The organism is Mucilaginibacter sp. (assembly GCF_039925265.1).
Classification (GTDB): domain Bacteria; phylum Bacteroidota; class Bacteroidia; order Sphingobacteriales; family Sphingobacteriaceae; genus Mucilaginibacter.
In genome coordinates this window covers 1-17,800 of the sequence record NZ_JBDSZG010000066.1, presented here as the reverse complement: position 1 = coordinate 17,800, position 17,800 = coordinate 1, and the positions used below count along the sequence as shown (strand labels likewise).

Sequence of the window (17,800 nt, the reverse complement as noted above, 5' to 3'; positions counted from 1 at the left end):
TACCCTAATTATGGCCAAGATCAGCGATCAGCAATATATTATAGCCATTGGTGCATCTGCCGGTGGGTTAGATGCGATAGCCGCTTTTTTTGACCATACACCGCTTGATGCGGTGTCCTATATCCTCATTCAACATCTCGCCACCGATTTTAAAAGCCAAATGGCCGCTATATTAACGCGGCATACCAAATTGCAGGTGATAGAGGTTGTCAACGATATTGTTATCGAGTCTAACAAAGTTTATCTTATCCCGAGTTCTAATTTTATGGCCATCAAAGCCGGTAAACTAATTTTGTCAGCCAAAACTAAGGAACCACGACCGTATATGACCATTGATCATTTTTTTATATCCCTGGCCAACGAAATTGGTAGCAAAGCTATTGGTGTTGTACTTTCCGGTACCGGAAAAGACGGCAGTAAAGGGGTTATAGCGATAAAGGAACAAGGGGGTATGGTAATCGTTCAGGATCCAAAGACCGCGTCGTTCAGTGAAATGCCATTCTCAGCTATTGAGACGGATTGCGCTGACTTCATCCTGTCGCCGGAGGCAATGCCGCAGGTAATAGAAGATTTTGTAAAAAACAACAAACTTGACCTGCTGCCAGATCAAAAACCCGAAGACCTAAGTGATGTTGAATTAGCCGGTATTATTAATCTGATTAAGGGGAATATGCCGCTGGATTTTACTGATTATAAACGGCCAACTATACTTCGCCGCATTAAAAGGCGTATGCTTCAGCATAATTTTAGCCGGGTGGATAAGTATTATATTTTTTTGCAAAATAACCCCAGGGAAATTGAACTGCTGGCGAATGATTTTTTGATCAGTGTGACTTCTTTTTTTAGGGATCAGGAAGCCTTTGAAATTGTTGAAAAAACGATTATTCCCGGAGTAATAGACAATAAGGTGCCGGGCGATATTTTGAAAATATGGGTGGCAGGCTGCGCCACGGGCGAAGAGGCTTATTCGTTGGCTATTTTGGTTAAAGAGTATCTGAACAAAACAGCTAAAAAAATTGAGGTTAAAATATTTGCTACCGATTTGAATAAAGCCGCACTGGACGTTGGCTCACGGGGCGTTTATGCTCAACAGATAGAAAAAACGGTTTCTGTAGAACGCCTGGAAAAGTTTTTTACGAGGTGCGACGATTCAAGTTACAAAATTAAACACGAGATAAGGAAGATGCTCATTTTTGCACAGCACGACCTTGTGAAAAACCCGCCTTATTGTAACATGGACTTGATCAGCTGCCGTAATCTGCTGATCTACTTAAATACGGTACTGCAGAAAAAGGTATTTGGCATGATGCATTTTGGATTAAAAAAAGATGGTTATTTGTTTTTAGGGCCAAGTGAGAATGCAGGGATATTACAAGAAGATTTTAAGGAAATAAGTAATAAATGGAATATACTGCAAAGTAAGAAGATCGGCCGCGGTATCCGGTTTGATCCCTTTTCGTCACCAGTACTCGAAGAGCTGAAAACCACTATTATGGAGGTAAGCAGAACGGCTCCGGTGGTTAACGCTAAGTTGGCAATTGCCGACGAGATAAATTTGGCAATTATTAGAGATGCACGTATTAATGGTGTGTGTACAGACGAGCATCTTACGGTAATACGGTCGTTTGGTAACCCGGCGCCATTCCTGAAAAAAGAGATATTCAATTTTAACTTATACGAGCTACTGCCTGATAATACTGCTGTTATTTTTAAAGCTGCGGCGCGTCAGGCTATTTCCTTGAACAAACAGGTGATAATAAAAGCTTTACAGTTTGCCGATCATTCGGGAAAAGCAATGCTGGTTGACATAACTATTACTCCTGTAACTTTAAAAACAGGCGAAATAAATTTGCTGATATTCTTCTCCGGCAGTAAGCAGAAAACGAAACGCACCCTTACGATTAAGGATACTGATATTGACCAACTAACCCGTGACCATTTAACAGCCCTTGAAAAAGAACTGACCGAAACAAAGCACAGCCTCCAGGTAGCTCATGATAGGATAGCCTCGTCTAACGAAAATATGCAGTCTTTTAATGAGGAACTTCAGTCGGCAAATGAAGAAATGCAATCTGCAAATGAAGAGATGCAGAGTACGAACGAAGAGCTACAAACGATAAATAAAGAACACCAGCTTACCATTGACGAGTTGACTGATCTGAACGATGATCTAAATAATTATTTTCGAAGCAATACCAACGGTCAGCTTTTTGTGGACAAGGATTTGTTATTGAAAAAGTATTCCCCTGCTGCTGTTAAGCACATCAATATCAGGGATAGTGACATTGGGCGCCCGCTGAGTAACATTACCACAAATATTAATCTCGGGGAGTGGATCGATGATATCAAAAAAGTAATAGCCGGCGGCGAAACGTTTACCATGGAGGCGGCTTCTGTTGATCATAAAACTTACCAGGTAATGATAATGCCTTACTTAAAAAAGGGGAGCGAAAAGCCGGATGGTGCTATTATTAGTTTTTATGACATCAGCGAATTAAAAGAGTTGCTTAAAAATCTTGATATCAGTAATACAAATTTCGATGCCAGCAACCAAAGCCTCACCCGAATTAATGCCGATTTAAATAATTTTGTTTATGGTGCCTCTCATGACTTGAATGTGCCGATCCTGAATATCGAAATGGTGCTCAATATATTACACAAAAAACTCGACCCCAATGATAAAGACGTTTTGAAATTGGCGGCGATCATGAACACAGCTGTTACCAATTTTAAAACGGTGATCAGTGACTTGGGTAAGATCGGGATGATGGACGCCGAAATAGCCCAGGATAGCCGGCAGGAAAACTTTGTGGAGATATACGGCAATATTTTGGACACACTGGATGAAAGGATCAAAAAATCGAATGCGATTTTATCAACGGATTTTCGGGAAAAAGAAATACGGTTTTCTAGAAAATATTTGAGAAGTATTTTACTCAACCTCCTTACTAACGCCCTTAAATTCAGTTCACCCGGACGGCAGCCCGAAGTGAGCATTAAAACTGAAAACGTAGACGGGTTTATCTTACTAACCGTAAAAGATAATGGTATAGGGGTAGCTAAAGACCGTATCGATTTTATTTTTAAAATGTACCAAAGAATAAACGAAGATATGGAAGGGCAGGGCGTTGGCCTTTATCTCGTAAAAAAAATAATAGATGCTTCGGGTGGCAAAATTGAAGTTGAAAGCCAGGCGGGTAAAGGCAGCACCTTTAAAATTTACTTTAAACGTTAAACGATGGGGGGATCGAAAACGGTGCTGATCTTTGACGACGATTCATCAATAGTTGATATATTAACCTATATTTTTGAAGAGAGAGGATGGAAAGTACACAGTTCTGAAGACAGCACCAATGTACTCGAAAAAATTGATCGTTACCATCCGGACCTGATCATGATGGATAACAATATACCCGATTGTGGCGGCATTGTAGCCACTCAAACGATCAAAAAGCAGGAAAACTTGCATAACATCCCGGTTATATTTTTTTCTGCCCATGCAGATGTTAAAGCCCTTTCCTGGCAAGCAGGGGCAGATTATTACCTGGCCAAACCCTTTGGCCTCGCCCATATCAATAACATGATAGATCAACTCTTCGGTAATTCCCCGGTAGAGCTATAACAAATCGGTTTTTCCGGATTTTCTTGGCTATTCGGCTTTGGAACCCCATTAACCCGTTGCCGCATTCATATCATCCGTAGGCTTTCGATTTACCGTCCAGAAATATCACAGGAATAGCCTGTATGGCATGGACGGTGACACACGAAGAAGTATTCCGCGAACCACGGGAATACTTTGCATTGCGCAGCCGGAAAGTTTTTCTACCCCTTCACCTGCGAATACTGTTTCAGCCATTACGTCACCATTTTGGTATTGATCTTCTCTAAATATCAGTTGCTTTTTCAGGACTGGCGTGGATATATTTTAGCGGGGTTTGCCCTGGTATGGATCGCTAATATTTACATGAGCCTTTTTGCCCTGATACGGGCGGATATCAAAAAGGATAATACGGAGATCAGAGAGATGGACGAGAGGTCTGCAGAAAAGTTAGAAGAGCACAACCACAAAAAAGATTGATAATGGATATGGGACGGAACGACCACCATGAAACAATGATGGTTGATTTTAAAAAGCGATTATATATAATTGGTGGTTTACCGTCCCTATTCTGATGACAAACGTCACTAAACTCGCTGACGGGTATCACGATAGTCCCATATAATAACAACCACCTTTACGATATTAAATCACCATCACTATGTCAGATAAATCAAAAGGACACGATAAAATAGAACCATCGGCTATGGAAAACTTCTTCCTTCCGGATGCAGTGCTAAGCCCGTTGTCCTATGCCGTTAATATTCGGGAGCACGATCGAAAATATGAATTGAAAATAGCGGCTCCCGGGTTTAAAAAAAGCGACTTCAAGGTAAAGACCCAAGGTGACATTTTGACGATAACAGCGGAAACCGACCACGAGGAAAACGATACACAAAAAGCCTTTACCCGAAGAGAATTCTCCAGGCTTTCTTTTGCCCGGGCTTTTCGCCTGCCCGAAAATGTAATTACAGATGATGTTTCCTCCAGGTATCACCACGGCATGCTGATCGTTCATCTTAAAAAAAACGAGCGCTTTCTGCATGGTAAGAAAACTATAAAAACTGCTAATTGATTTTTTAACGCTACAGAGCATGATACAAGCCATCACTTTCCCAAACCGTATACAACAGTACAACATGTTGGCCAGACGTTGGATAGCTGAACTTAACTTTTTTAATATTGAAACTGCTTTTCTTAAAAGCCAGCTTGACGTATGCATCATCAGGTTATCCGATCAAACTTTTGCCGAAAGACTCCGGATCGCCATTAAAAAAATAACTAAGCTGGAGGAAGACAAAAAGTATTCAGACTATATGCTAAACGATCAGTTTGAAATCTCAGAACAGATTGGGGAAGAACTATTACATGAAAATGAATCGGCACTTGCATCCAAGCAAATGGAGCTGGACTACCTGATGCGGAATTTCAATGTAGAATATTGCGAAGTAAAGACCGAGTTATTTCTTCTCATCAAAACTATTTCATTGCAAAATAAACAACTAACGGGTAATTGATTATGTACCATCATACCAAATGCTTTTGCCCAATTGTTTAACACAGCAACCCCGGGGTGTGCTATTGGATTAAAATAAATTGCCCTTGCTTATCTACTTATAATTAACAAACTGATTTATACCAATTTTTAAACCATTATATAATTCTTAATTTATGGCTATTCAAACCAAAAATCCCAGCAATAATCAGGTCATTAAAACTTTTGCAGAAACAACACCCGATGCCGTTGAGGCGGCAGTTGCATCAGCGGAGCAGGCTTTTGTGCTTTGGCGCAAAACCGATTATGCAACGAGGGCTAACCTGCTGCATATGGTAGCTATGATGATGCGGGAACGAAAAGAAGAACTGGCTACTATCATCACGCTGGAAATGGGCAAGTTAATTGCCGAAAGCCGCGGAGAAATTGATTTAAGTGCGGATATTTTTGACTATTACGCCATTAACGGTGAAAACTTCCTGGATGATAAAGTGCTCGAGCCTAAAGTAGGAGAGGCCTTTATTCGCCATTCGCCAATTGGTGTTTTATTGGGTGTTGAGCCCTGGAACTTTCCGTTTTACCAGGTTGCCAGGTTTGCCGCGCCTAATATCATGATCGGTAATGTGGTGATGGTAAAACATGCTTCCAATGTACCGCAATGCGCCATCGCTATCGAACAAATATTTAAAACAGCCGGCGCTCAGGAGGGTGTTTATACAAATCTGCTGATCTCCGGTGCAAGAGCTTCGGAATTAGCTGCCGACGAGCGCATCAAAGGCGTATCCTTAACGGGAAGCGAAGCTGCAGGCAGCAGTATAGCTGCGGTAGCTGGCAAATATTTAAAAAAATCGGTGCTGGAGTTGGGCGGAAACGACGCCTTTATCGTACTCGAAGATGCCGATGTTGATCAGGCTGTAGATTGGGCAATTGTTGGCCGTATGAATAATACAGGCCAGTGCTGCGTAGCAGCCAAACGCATCATTGTGGTGGAAGCCGTGGCTGATGAGTTTTTAACCAAATTTAAGCACAAGATAGCTGATTTGAAAGTTGGCGACCCAATGGACGCGGAAACGCAGTTAGGACCTTTAAGCAGCGAAGAAGCCGCAGTTAACCTTGCCGACCAGGTGGCAAGGTCTGTAAAGGCAGGTGCAACGGTAATTTTAGGTGGAAGCCGGATAAATTTCCCCGGGGCCTTTATGGAAGCCACTATTTTAACAGATCTTAAACCGGGTATGGCCGCCTATGATGAAGAACTGTTTGGCCCCGTAGCCTCTTTCTACCGGGTGAAGGACGAACAGGCAGCCATTGTGCTGGCCAATGATTCTCCGTTTGGATTGGGCGGATCCGTATTCACCAATGATATTGAACGCGGTAAGCGTGTGGCCGATCAGATAGATACAGGTATGGTATTTATTAATCACCCCACATGGACCACGCCCGACCTTCCCTTCGGCGGTACCAAGCGCTCTGGCTATGGAAGGGAGTTGTCCAGCCTGGGTATAGATGAATTTGTAAATAAAAAACTCATCAGAGTAAGCGCATTGACTGATGTTTTTTAAAATATTTATGATCCCAACTGCCCGTTCTTAGGAACAGATAGTCGGGTTTAATTCAGCTGGATATGACAATACGTGTAATGATGAATGCTATGGTGCTGGAGCATCCAGGCCGGTTATTGGTTTATAAAAAAATGGCTGTCCCCATTCCGTCTGATAGGCAGGTACTGATCAAAGTAAGTGCCTGTGGTATTTGCCGCACAGATCTGCATATCATAGACGGCGAACTGAAGAAGCCAAAACTACCCCTCGTTCCCGGCCATGAAATTATTGGCAGGGTAGTAAGTATTGGCAAGAATGTAACAACACTGAAAATAAACGATCTGGTTGGCGTGCCGTGGTTGGGGTATACCTGCGGATACTGTAAATTTTGCAAAAGGGGAGAAGAAAACCTATGTGACAATGCCGAATTTACCGGGTATACTATTGATGGCGGTTTTTCAGAATATACGGTGGCTGATGCCTTGTTTTGCCTACCCTTAACAGCTCGCTTTGCCCGGCCCGAATCGGCACCCCTGTTATGCGCCGGGTTGATTGGTTATCGTTGCTATAGCATGATTAGCACCGGGGCGAAAAATATTGGGATATATGGGTTTGGGTCCGCAGCTCATATCATTACGCAGATAGCTAAAGCACAAGAAAAGCAAATATTTGCGTTTACTCGCGAAGGCAATATTGACTCTCAGTTGTTTGCCTTAAAGATGGGGGCCGATTGGGCGGGAAGCGTTAGCGAATTACCGCCCGAAAAATTGGATGCCGCTATCATTTTTGCTCCTGCAGGTGAGTTAATACCTCAGGCACTTGCGGCGTTAGATAAGCGAGGCGAAGTTGTTTGCGGTGGCATCCACATGAGTGACGTTCCGGCTTTTAGTTATCAGCTGCTTTGGGGAGAAAGGTCTGTTAAATCGGTGGCTAATATAACTCGTCAGGATGGCAAGGATTTCTTTGATATATTGAATCGTGTTCCTGTACATACGCAAACGCAGGTATTTCATTTACAACAAGCTAATGAAGCGATCAGCAAATTACGCCATAGCAGCATTCAGGGTGCAGCGGTATTAGTGATGTAACAAATATGTAACTATAGATGTGACAAAAGTCAACGTTCCGGGTGTCTCAGGTCATCCCGAAATAAGAACCCTCATAAAGGAGTTTAATACTATTGGCTACGCTACCGACCTTACTTTTGATAACACCGCGGTAATGAAATATTTGATAAAGATGACCGCGCCGTACCAAGCGAGTTTAGCCATCAGTTATATTTCGCCTGTCGGGTTTCCAATTACGCCTTCAGAAACCGAGCATAGTTTTACTGCTAAATTTAATCCCGGTAAAAACCACCCTACTATTACCTATCAAAACATTAAAGAGACGATATCAAATCGGATCTGATAAGCATTACGCGTTCAGGAACTATCGGCATCCTGGCGCTTGTGCACAAACGTTACGATTTTTTTGAGCGCATTTTCCACGTCAGTATCATTAAGCAGTTAGCTTCGTCATCGCGGCTCCTGCTACTAATCGTACCGGAGGCTTTTTGCAGCGCAGTTACGTATGAAGACGAAGAAACAGTAAACCCTTACCCGCAAGAACCTGTATTGGCATAGATAAGGCTCTTTAATATTAACCGGCGGGATGTATGGCTTTTTTGAATGCCGCAGACTTGACATGATAGTAGTGCTTTACCTTGACCCGGAGGACATCGTAAATCAAGGCTAAACATAGTAAGCAGGCCGGGATAAAAAAAGAATGAAACCGCCAAAGGCGAAAAAGATATGCGCCCGAAATAGCCCCGGCCATAAAAGAACAAATAATATATAGCCTTAGTTTTATCCTGGATCGTAAATCATTGTGCTCCATTTTTTTATTGCTTACCCATTGAGCCAATTCTATGCCCAGGTCGGTAAATGTGCCGGTTAAATGGGTAGTTCTTACAACAGATCCCGATATGATGGACACTAATGAATTTTGCATGCCCATGGCAAAAAGCAAACTCCCCGCAAATAGTTCTTTAATTAGTAAATTTCCCTGATAAAGATTTCCGTAAAGCGCGGTAGTAGCTAAAATCAGGATTTCGACTATTACAGGAATAACATAGGATGATCGCTGGCTCTTTTTTGCCATCGAAACAATTAAGCTCGAGATAAAAGCCCCTGCAAAAAAAAGGACCATCCACAAGGCCACCACTTTCGCTGTTTTCCAATCCTGTAAGGCCACTCTTTCCGCAAAAAGCGCGGCATGGCCGGTAACATTTGTGGTTAGTACGGCGAATCCGAGGAAACCTGCCGCATTAACAAACCCGGCGGTCAGCCCCAGCATCATAGCCAATTTTAGATTGTGCTGTGCGGTTCGGTTATTGCCCAGGTGCCTTAACATCGTATAGTTAGTTTTTCATACGCAGCAGCCGGTTCATGTCCAGTATTTGAATTACGTTGCGTTGTTTTTCAATTAATCCTTCGTCTTTAAAATCGGTTAAGGTTCGGCTAACCGTTTCCATCGCTATACCCGCCATGGATGCTAATTCATCCCTTGATGCTTTGAATACCAGTGGGCCATCTTTGGATTGTTTGCTCAGTCTGAGGAGGACCTGCGCCAGGCGTTTTCTTACGGAATGGTACGCCAGTTCTAATAACTGATCTTCTTTTTCCCGGACGTTGTTGGATAATATTTTGATAAACTGTTGCCCCACCTCGGGGTATTTATTGAGCAGGTTGATGACCTCCGCCCTTGGCAACATACATACCGCCCCATCTTCTAAAGCCTATGCGGTTTCGTTAAAAGTTTCGTCTAACAGCAGCGCGTTAATTCCCAGGTAGTCGTTGCTTTGGTGTTGCCCGGTAATTAATTCCCGCCCGTCGTCAGCTAATTTTACAGTTTTAAAGCTTCCATCTACCACAATATATATACCCATGGGCTGATCTCCATCATAATACAGAACTTGTTTTTTTTTCACCTGCCGAATCTTTCGGCCGGCTATCAAGGCTTTAAGTTCGGCGATACCGCTCCCTGAACTTAGCGTTAATTTCTCCAGGTTTTGAAGTGTCTTACTGAAGTAAGCTTTTTGCTTTTCACTTTTTTTCAGGCGGGTTTCTATCGCGTGTAATAGTTCCAGGTCATCAAAGGGTTTGGTCAGGTAGTCATCTGCGCCCATTGCCATCCCTTTCCTGAAATCAAGGCGCTCTGCCTTTGCAGTTAAGAATATAAAAGGAATAGAAAGGGTTTCAGGGTTTTTATCCAACAGGTAAAGCACGCCATACCCGTCAAGCTCGGGCATCATAATATCGCATAAAATAAGGTCTGGTAAATGCTTTCCTGCAAGTTCTACACCTTCTTTTCCATTAGCGGCCTGCAATACCTCGTATCCCGAAAGCTGCAATATCTCTGCGGTACTTTCGCGGAGATCGTTATTATCTTCAATGATCAAGATACGTTTATCCATTATTTGTAGGAAAAATAAGCGTGAATGATGTACCCAAGTCAACTTTGCTTTTGAAATTGATCTGGCCGTGCATTAATTCTGTATATCGTGCTACTATGTTTAAGCCAAGGCCGGTTCCCGGTATATTACCGGTGTTATGCGCTCTGAAAAAGGCTTCAAATAAATGTTTCTGATCAGTTTCCGGTATGCCTATTCCGTCATCTTTTATAACTACGGTTAGCTGGTATTCGGTGAGCGCCGTGTTAAACTCAATAAATGTGTTTTGGCCCGAATATTTGATCGCGTTGCCAATAAGATTGATGATGCAATTCTTTAAAAGTGCCTGGTCCGCCCTGATTAAACTCAAACTGCCGGTGTGTTCATAAACTATCTTTTGATTTTCCTTCGCAATCATTTGCATTTCTTCAGTAGTCTCCTCTGCAAATTTAACAACATCAAACTCTGAAATAGAGAGACTTACTTTACCCGCCTCTAATCGCTCGAGGGAAAGGAAGTCGTTCAAAATGCCGGTAAGCGCACTTACGCAGTTTTTAATCTTACCAATATGTTTAGCAATACTCAGTTGATCAGATTGTTCTGCATACTTCTCTACTAATATTGCTGATAATTGAATGGAGCTGAGCGGTGTACGAAACTCATGGGAAGCCATCGAAACAAAACGGCTTTTCATCTGGCTCAATTCTTTTTCGTGAGCTAAAGAATAACTTACTTTTTCTTTGGCCTCTTCTAACGCCTTTACAGATTCCATTAATAAACGTGTCCGGTCTTCCACCTGTTCTTCCAGGTGCATTGCATAGTCTTGTAATTTTTCTTCCGCTTCTTTTTCCCTCGTTAGGTCATGTATAAACCCTGTATAAATTTTACGCCCGGAGAACTGCACCTCGCTGATGCCTAACCGAAACGGGAATACTACACCGTCTTTCCTCAACCCGATCACTTCCCGGCCAATACCGATAATGTTTGCCTTGCCTGTTTGCCGGTAGGCGCTGAGATAACCGTCATGCAGGGCGCTGTCAGGATTCGGCATCAACATAGCAATATTTTTACCAATCACCTCCGCGGGCTCATAGTTAAATAACCGGCAGCCGGAGGGGTTAATCGTTTCGATAAGGCCCAGTTCGTTGATCGTGATAATGCCGTCGATTGCGTTATCTATTATGGCTTTTAAAAGAGCGGTGTTTTCCATTGATATTGAAAGAAGGTTACCGGCGAGAATAGCCGCAAGGTATCCATCAACCAATGTGATTTGGGTTACAACAATTTGTGACGCGGGTCACTACACCCTGTTTTACAAAGATGGACTACCTAAAAGATAAAAGAATGATAGAGATCACTTATCTGCCTGATAATTGTCATCTGTTTAACAGGTTAGTATATAGAAATTTGAAGTATCCAATTGTTAAAACGTACTACATGGTTAAACCGGCAATAACAGTAAAGAATGTATGCCCAAGATCAGGAATTGGAAATGGATAAATTAGGCTTAGTTCTTTCGCGCGGGGGAGTTAGGGGAATAGCGCATCTTGGGCTATTGCAGGCACTCGATGAAATGGGTATCAAGCCGGGCGTAAGTTCGGGTGCCATTATTTGGGCTTGATATGCTGCAGGTTATTCACCCCGGGAAATACTTAAACTGGCTAAGGGAAATTCATCCACTAATATTATAGGCGCTATATTTTCTTTCGGCGGACTTTTTTCGCCTAAAGTTTTAATAGATGTGCTAATAACTGCTATTCCCAAGGATTGCAGGTATTTGAGCGTTGCTTTGAACTGGCTATTGGCAGTACAGTAGCCGCCCATAGTAAAAATTGCGATCTGTTTATTGAACCAGACCTATCCGGTTATAATATGTTCGAAATGAAGTACGCTGATGCAATATTTGACATTGGCTACAGCACAACCCATGGGATGACTCAGTTGATCGAAGGAGTATTCAAATAACAAACACTTCAAAACACCCTCTACAGTGAATGCTAAAATAACAGCTTTAGGAGTTTACACTCCTTTGAAAATTATAACAAATAAATGGTTTGAAGACGCTATTGATACCAGCGAGGAATGGATCGTCAGTCGTACCGGGATCAGGGAAAGACGATTTGCAGAAGCAGATGAACTCACCAGCGATTTGGTTGTACAGGCAATTAAGCAACTGGTTGCCGGAAATGCCGGTATTGATTTGATTGGTGTCGATTTTATAATGGTTGCCACAACAACCGCCGACCAGTTAATGCCAAATACGGCAAGCCAGGTGCAAAATAAATTACAGGTACCCAACGCCGGCTGTTTAGACCTTATGGCGGCATGCGCCGGTTTTGTATACGGTATTATCCTGGCGAAGGGATTAATTGCCGCGGGCTCGCATAAAAAAGTATTGGTCATTGGTGCCGAAACACTTTCAAAGATCACTGATTACAATGACCGGGCTTCGTGTATCTTATTCGGCGACGGTGCAGGTGCTGTGCTGGTAGAGCCATCTGTAGATGTTCATATATTGAAAAGCATTACCGGAACCGATGGCAGCCATGGCAAAGACCTGTATCTTTCAACCCAACCCCGGCAAATAAACGGGGAAATTATCATTCCTGATGGTAAGATCCATCAGAATGGCCGTGCTGTGTTTAAATGGGCGGTACAAAACATGAGCCTGAAAGTAATGAACTATTAGCGATAAATGAATTGACGGCCAACGAACTGGACTGGCTTGTGCTGCATAGCGCAAATATGCGCATCATTGAAGCCGTTGCTGAAGCACTTGATTTTCCATTATCTAAAATGCTCACCAGCCTGGAATATTATGGCAATACATCATCGGCTTCTATTCCGCTGGCTTTGGGCATAGGGATACAGGCGAAAAAAGTTAAGGCCGGGGATAAAGCGTTGTTATTAGGTTTTGGCGGAGGCTTAACTTATGCAGGCGTAGTAATTAAGATTTGACATCTGCTTAAGTTGATATCGTGGGCACCAGTATTAAAGGTATTTTACACTCTTTAATAAGTTCATCAAAATCATCATGGGTACTAAATTGCAACTTCTCAACTTTACAGTGAATACCCAATACAATCACATCGGCTGCCAAATCGTTGGCTATTTTCAATATCATAGAATAAGGTTTACCTTCCGCCACAAAAGTTTTTACCGGGTAATCTTTAAATGTTTTTTCAGTTAGCTCTTGTAAGCTCTTTTCATAGGTAAGCCTAAGTTCAGCGGTGATCTCCTTTGATGTAGCACCATCGTCACTAACATCAAGGATGGGTTTGACAATACTGATCAAGGTAATTTCGGCCTGTATGGGTCTGCCAAATAGCAAGCCCTTTAAGGCAACGTTTTCAGCATCGGGCCCACCGGCCACCGCGATCAGCATTTTGTATGTTTTCATGGTTTATCGATTTTGAATTTTAGCAATTCGTTCAACAGGCTACGTAAACTGACCGAGGCGCAGGCGACCGAAGAATCTGCAGCGCCGTAATAGATATACAGCGTATCTTCATACAACGCAGTGCCCGAAGGGAAACAAACGCTATCTACTACACCATTTAACTCCCAGGCAGTTCCGGGAGCAAAGAGGGGATAAGGCAATCTTGCGATCTCTATCTTCGGATTATTCAGATCGAGCAAAGCTGCACAAGCCGAATAAACATAGCCTGTAGTGGTATCATGCACACCATGATAGATCACCAGCCAACCCTGATCAGTTTCAACCGGCGGGCAGCCGCTGCCTATATAACTCACTTCATGGTCGTGTTTTGGAGCCAGTACGATATGGTCGCTGAAATGATCGCAGTAATTATTCCAGAAAGCTTTGGTTAGGTCTGCCAATTCGTTTATGGCCACGATCTGTATATCGGGCTTTATCCGGTGCAGGAAATACAGTTGGCCGTTTATTCTCCTGGGAAAAAAAACGACATCTTTATCCCAAAGCAGCACCTTTTTGCCCTTTCGGATCTGGATATGATCATGGGCGTAACGGCCATACTTTTCGTTAAGTGCACCAGATCTCTCGGCACGGTTCTTAAATTCGGTGAAAGAAAAAACAGGTACAATGATACCGTGCCTGGTAAAATCAACAAGGTTTGCGGAGGTTGCCAGGGCACCCATGGCATTTACCCCGTCATAGGCAGTGTAGGTAAGATAATATAAGTCGTCAATCTGCACAACCCGGGGATCTTCCATGCCCTGCGATTCGATGTCAAGCAGGGGGGAGAGGACGGGCTGGACATACCGTTCCGCAACCGTTAGCGGGCCGGATAATTTACAAAGGCCGATAGACGAGAAGTTTCCTTTTTGCACCGCGCGGTAAAACAAGTAAAGATCGTCATTTACCTTAATTGTTGCCGGGTTTAATACCGAATCGCTTTCAAAAACCAGGTCGGTTTTTGAAATTATAATGCCTTCTTTTTTTACCTGTATCACGTTTTGCGCTTTGGTATTATGATTCAAAGATCGGGATGATCACCAGCGCCTTTTTGGAGTGCCTCAATACATCTTCGGCCACACTGCCCATGAGCAGGTGGGCAATACCTTTCCTGCCGTGGGTACCCATCACAATGATATCGGCATTCCAGTTTTCAGCCACCTTTACAATAACTTTTGCCGGGTTACCCTGTTCCACAAAGGTTTTAACCGGGTAGTTTTTAAATACGTGGTCAATTACATGCTGTTGGGTGGTATTAAAACTGCCATCAGCCATATCCTCAAGTTCCCGGGGAGTCGCGCCGTCATGGTTTTCTAATATAGAGCTATCAACAATACTTACAAGAGCAACCTCTGCCTGATATTGCCGGGCCAATTGTAAGCCATTAATAGCTATTTTTTCCGCACTTGGGGTGTTGTCAATAGCAATCAGTATCTTTTTAAATTCCATTTTGGTGATGATTTATGGCCTGGCTTTAAGGGCTTGCTGTGTTGTAATAGAATCTTTTACACGCTTCTTTTCCACGTTTTTAAAATATCCTTTAAAAAGGAAATTATGCTTTAAGGCCTCCATGTTCTGATTGAAGCCGTCCATTCCATTTTTAAGATTCTCCATGGTTTTACGCATATTGTTTGCCATAACAGAATCTCTCAGTAAGGTGTTAACAAGCCCGCCGCCATGGGTCAACTGGTTGTTTATGCCTTTTACCATAGTATTTAACTGTATAGTCATTTGGTTAGCATTATTGCTTGCCAATCTGATATTGACAGCTGCATACTTTAAATTGGCAGCCATGGTGGTATCAGTCAACAATAGCCCAGCCGCACCTTTACCATTTTTAATTCCAGAGATTAAACTGTTCAAGCCTATCGTCAGTTGATTAGCGTTTTCTGTCGCCTGGTGAATATTTTTCAACGACGATTTTAAGCTGATGCCAATTTCTTTATCGTTGAGTAATTTGAGTACCTCGCTGCTGTCAATCCGTAGCACGGTGCCCTTTAAAACCTCGGATATACTGGCTACATTATTGTTGGTTTTAGATAAGGTGGCAATTACTTCATCCATACTCACCACCTTTTGCGCGCCCAGCATATCTCCATCTATTACTTGCGCACCAGCCGCTTTTCCCGGTGTTATATTAACGATCTTATTACCCATCAAACCCTCGGTACCCACTGCTGCTAGGGCATTTTTATGTATGTGCGATTTTACTTTGCTATTGATTTGCATGGTTACTTCAATAGTGGTGTCGTTGATCAGCTCAATCGTTTTTACGGTACCAGCTTGTATGCCAGAAAATAAAACATTGTTGCCCTCTGTTAGCCCGTTTAGGTTATTTAGCCGCACTTTCAGTTTAAAATCGGCACCGAAAATATTGCTGTTTTTACCTATAATAAAAAACGAGACAATGAGCACCAGTAAACCTGACATTACGAAAACCCCGAGTTTGATATTATTTGCTTTTTGTTCTGCCATGGTATTTTATTCAAAAAATTGCTTAATATTTTGGTCCTCAGATAGCTGTAGTTCTTTAAACGAACCTTGCGCGTAACATTTGCCATCCAGTAATAACACAACCACATCGGCTGTTCTTTTCACACAATTCATATCGTGCGAAATGATAATAGAAGAGGTATGGTATTTTTTTTGCAAGGCAATGATAAGGTCTTCTATTTCCCGTGAGGTTACCGGATCCAGCCCTGTTGTAGGTTCATCGTATAAAATCACCTCCGGCTTCAGTATCATGGTGCGGGCCAGTGCAATGCGTTTAAGCATCCCACCCGACAACTCAGATGGCATCAGGCCCGACGTATGGGCCAACCCAACGTTATCTAACGCTTCAACAACCAGCAGATCGACCTCATCATCGGCAATATCGACCCAATGCCGCCTTAGCGGAAATTCGAGGTTCTCGCGGATAGTCATAGAATCATATAACGCATTGCTTTGAAACAAAAACCCGATCTTAGCCCTTGCCTGATCTAATTCGTCTTCATCTAACTTCGGGATGTTATCGCCGAATACATTAATGCTGCCACTATCTGGTTTTAACAATCCGATAATGCATTTGATCAGTACCGATTTGCCGGAACCTGACTTGCCTAATACCACCACATTTTTATTCTTTTCAACGATTAGATTAAAATCGTTCAGCACCTTCTTATCGCCGAATCTTTTGTACAGGTGCTCTATAACGATGACGGGCTTATTGTCTCCCGTGCTCGTACCGGTATTTGTTGTGTTTGAGTTAGTAGTTGCTTTCATCTGTTTAATTGAGGCCTAATACTTCGGTGAGCTGCACCGCTAAAAGGTCGATGATGAAAATTAATACAGATGATAATACCACCGCCGAGTTGGCAGAAATACCCACTCCCTGCGTCCCTTTATTAGAGTTGAAACCTTTATAGCACCCCACTAACCCCACAGCAAAACCAAAAAAGAAGGTTTTGATAATGGCGGGCAATACATCGCTATAGCTCAAGCTTTTAAAAACCTGTAAAAAAAATAAGCTGAAACTGGTTACGGACTTAATATTTACACCCAGGTAGGCACCAAACAAAGCAACCGCGTCACCCAATATGGTCAATATCGGCAGCATTAGTGTAGCGGCCAGTACACGGGTGGCTACTAAATATTTAAAGGGCTTAATGCCACTAACCTCCATGGCATCTATTTGCTCCGTCACTTTCATAGAACCCAGTTCAGCGCCGATACTGCTCCCGATTTTTCCGGCAAATATTAAAGCGGTGATAACCGGCCCGATCTCCCGGACAATTGCCAGGCCAACCATCACCGGCAACTGCGATTCCACGCCGTAATCAACTAATGAAGGCCGTAACTGCATAGTTAATACCAGGCCCATAATAAACGATGTTAAACCTACCAGCGGAAATGATTGATAGCCGATAATAAAACACTGGTTCAGCAATTCTTTATTTTCATATCGTGGTTTAATGCCAGCAGAAAAAAAGCGGCCAACAAACCTGGCCATGTTGCCTGTTTCATCCAGAAATTTCTTAGTGCTTAGTATTATCGGCATAGGGGAGTTTTAAAGAGCGATGTATCTATAGGTAGGATAGCTTAGAAATTAAAAAATGGCTTACTGAGGCCGTTTCAAAAGTAGGCAGTTTTGGTTATTGATATCATGACTGAAATCATAAAAACGGATGATGCTCCTTGATTATTCCGGGGAAAGTATACCACCATTCCGCTGCAAAAGGGGCCAGCATTTTAAGGTGTAAACGAGCAGTCAAAGCTCCATCATCACTAAGCAGTGTGATTTGCAGTAAACTTAGTGATT

General features: G+C 42.7%; 21 protein-coding genes. 11 read left to right on the top strand and 10 right to left on the bottom strand.

Features of this window, described 5'->3' with window-relative positions; translation table 11 throughout:
* Positions 1–10 precede the first annotated feature (10 nt).
* The 8 genes from ABIX36_RS27125 to ABIX36_RS27090 all read left to right on the top strand — a co-directional run bounded on the left by ABIX36_RS27125 (position 11) and on the right by ABIX36_RS27090 (position 8,041).
* The gene (locus tag ABIX36_RS27125; RefSeq protein ID WP_348085307.1) at positions 11–3,235 is read left to right on the top strand and encodes a CheR family methyltransferase; all 3,225 of its coding nucleotides are present in this window, start codon (positions 11–13) and stop codon (positions 3,233–3,235) included.
* Between the two features lie 3 nt (positions 3,236–3,238).
* On the top strand, positions 3,239–3,622 hold the full coding sequence (locus tag ABIX36_RS27120; protein ID WP_348085306.1) for a response regulator: 384 nt from the start codon (positions 3,239–3,241) through the stop codon (positions 3,620–3,622).
* A 174-nt stretch (positions 3,623–3,796) separates the two neighbouring features.
* Complete coding sequence (locus ABIX36_RS27115; protein ID WP_348085305.1) at positions 3,797–4,078, top strand: hypothetical protein; 282 nt, start codon at positions 3,797–3,799, stop codon at positions 4,076–4,078.
* Positions 4,079–4,259: 181 nt separating this feature from the next.
* Complete coding sequence (locus ABIX36_RS27110; RefSeq protein ID WP_348085304.1) at positions 4,260–4,673, top strand: Hsp20/alpha crystallin family protein; 414 nt, start codon at positions 4,260–4,262, stop codon at positions 4,671–4,673.
* A 19-nt stretch (positions 4,674–4,692) separates the two neighbouring features.
* The gene (locus tag ABIX36_RS27105; protein ID WP_348085303.1) at positions 4,693–5,115 is read left to right on the top strand and encodes a hypothetical protein; all 423 of its coding nucleotides are present in this window, start codon (positions 4,693–4,695) and stop codon (positions 5,113–5,115) included.
* Between the two features lie 154 nt (positions 5,116–5,269).
* Positions 5,270–6,652 carry an NAD-dependent succinate-semialdehyde dehydrogenase gene (locus tag ABIX36_RS27100; protein ID WP_348085302.1) on the top strand — a complete coding sequence of 461 codons (1,383 nt, stop codon included), beginning with the start codon at positions 5,270–5,272 and terminating at the stop codon, positions 6,650–6,652.
* 62 nt (positions 6,653–6,714) lie between these two features.
* On the top strand, positions 6,715–7,719 hold the full coding sequence (locus tag ABIX36_RS27095; protein WP_348085301.1) for a zinc-dependent alcohol dehydrogenase family protein: 1,005 nt from the start codon (positions 6,715–6,717) through the stop codon (positions 7,717–7,719).
* Positions 7,720–7,738: 19 nt separating this feature from the next.
* Positions 7,739–8,041, top strand: coding sequence for a hypothetical protein (locus ABIX36_RS27090; protein WP_348085300.1), 303 nt, complete (start codon positions 7,739–7,741; stop codon positions 8,039–8,041).
* A 231-nt stretch (positions 8,042–8,272) separates the two neighbouring features.
* Here ABIX36_RS27090 and ABIX36_RS27085 read toward each other — a convergent pair whose 3' ends face one another.
* The 4 genes from ABIX36_RS27085 to ABIX36_RS27070 all read right to left on the bottom strand — a co-directional run bounded on the left by ABIX36_RS27085 (position 8,273) and on the right by ABIX36_RS27070 (position 11,274).
* The gene (locus ABIX36_RS27085; RefSeq protein WP_348085299.1) at positions 8,273–8,971 is read right to left on the bottom strand and encodes a YoaK family protein; all 699 of its coding nucleotides are present in this window, start codon (positions 8,969–8,971) and stop codon (positions 8,273–8,275) included.
* Between the two features lie 61 nt (positions 8,972–9,032).
* Positions 9,033–9,386, bottom strand: coding sequence for a helix-turn-helix domain-containing protein (locus ABIX36_RS27080; protein ID WP_348085298.1), 354 nt, complete (start codon positions 9,384–9,386; stop codon positions 9,033–9,035).
* Positions 9,387–9,410: 24 nt separating this feature from the next.
* Entirely contained in the window at positions 9,411–10,088 is a 678-nt protein-coding gene (locus ABIX36_RS27075; RefSeq protein WP_348085297.1) for a response regulator, read from the bottom strand.
* Positions 10,081–11,274, bottom strand: a complete 1,194-nt coding sequence (locus ABIX36_RS27070) for a PAS domain-containing sensor histidine kinase (RefSeq protein ID WP_348085296.1) — start codon at positions 11,272–11,274, stop codon at positions 10,081–10,083. Before ABIX36_RS27070 ends, ABIX36_RS27075 begins: the two co-directional genes overlap by 8 nt.
* 255 nt (positions 11,275–11,529) lie before the next feature.
* On the opposite strand from ABIX36_RS27070, the gene ABIX36_RS27065 reads away from it, so the two are divergent.
* From ABIX36_RS27065 to ABIX36_RS27055, 3 genes are all read left to right on the top strand, one after another.
* Positions 11,530–11,685, top strand: a complete 156-nt coding sequence (locus ABIX36_RS27065) for a hypothetical protein (protein WP_348085295.1) — start codon at positions 11,530–11,532, stop codon at positions 11,683–11,685.
* Positions 11,686–12,093: 408 nt separating this feature from the next.
* A complete protein-coding gene (locus tag ABIX36_RS27060) occupies positions 12,094–12,753 on the top strand; it encodes a hypothetical protein (protein WP_348085294.1) in 660 nt (219 codons plus the stop codon).
* Positions 12,711–13,022 carry a 3-oxoacyl-[acyl-carrier-protein] synthase III C-terminal domain-containing protein gene (locus ABIX36_RS27055; RefSeq protein ID WP_348085293.1) on the top strand — a complete coding sequence of 104 codons (312 nt, stop codon included), beginning with the start codon at positions 12,711–12,713 and terminating at the stop codon, positions 13,020–13,022. The genes ABIX36_RS27060 and ABIX36_RS27055 overlap by 43 nt, the downstream gene beginning before the upstream one ends.
* Positions 13,023–13,029: 7 nt before the next feature.
* On the opposite strand, the gene ABIX36_RS27050 is transcribed toward ABIX36_RS27055, so the two are convergent.
* From ABIX36_RS27050 to ABIX36_RS27025, 6 genes are read right to left on the bottom strand one after another with little or no spacing between them, the layout of a single operon-like run.
* Positions 13,030–13,464, bottom strand: coding sequence for a universal stress protein (locus ABIX36_RS27050; protein ID WP_348085292.1), 435 nt, complete (start codon positions 13,462–13,464; stop codon positions 13,030–13,032).
* Positions 13,461–14,525 (bottom strand): hypothetical protein, encoded by a 1,065-nt coding sequence (locus ABIX36_RS27045; RefSeq protein ID WP_348085291.1) that lies wholly within the window; start codon positions 14,523–14,525, stop codon positions 13,461–13,463. The genes ABIX36_RS27050 and ABIX36_RS27045 overlap by 4 nt, the downstream gene beginning before the upstream one ends.
* Positions 14,515–14,949, bottom strand: coding sequence for a universal stress protein (locus tag ABIX36_RS27040; protein WP_348085290.1), 435 nt, complete (start codon positions 14,947–14,949; stop codon positions 14,515–14,517). The genes ABIX36_RS27045 and ABIX36_RS27040 overlap by 11 nt, the downstream gene beginning before the upstream one ends.
* Positions 14,950–14,961: 12 nt before the next feature.
* Positions 14,962–15,975, bottom strand: coding sequence for an MlaD family protein (locus ABIX36_RS27035; protein ID WP_348085289.1), 1,014 nt, complete (start codon positions 15,973–15,975; stop codon positions 14,962–14,964).
* Positions 15,976–15,981: 6 nt separating this feature from the next.
* Positions 15,982–16,764 (bottom strand): ATP-binding cassette domain-containing protein, encoded by a 783-nt coding sequence (locus ABIX36_RS27030; protein WP_348085288.1) that lies wholly within the window; start codon positions 16,762–16,764, stop codon positions 15,982–15,984.
* A 4-nt stretch (positions 16,765–16,768) separates the two neighbouring features.
* Positions 16,769–17,539, bottom strand: a complete 771-nt coding sequence (locus tag ABIX36_RS27025; RefSeq protein WP_348085287.1) for an ABC transporter permease — start codon at positions 17,537–17,539, stop codon at positions 16,769–16,771.
* Between the last annotated feature and the right edge of the window lie 261 nt (positions 17,540–17,800).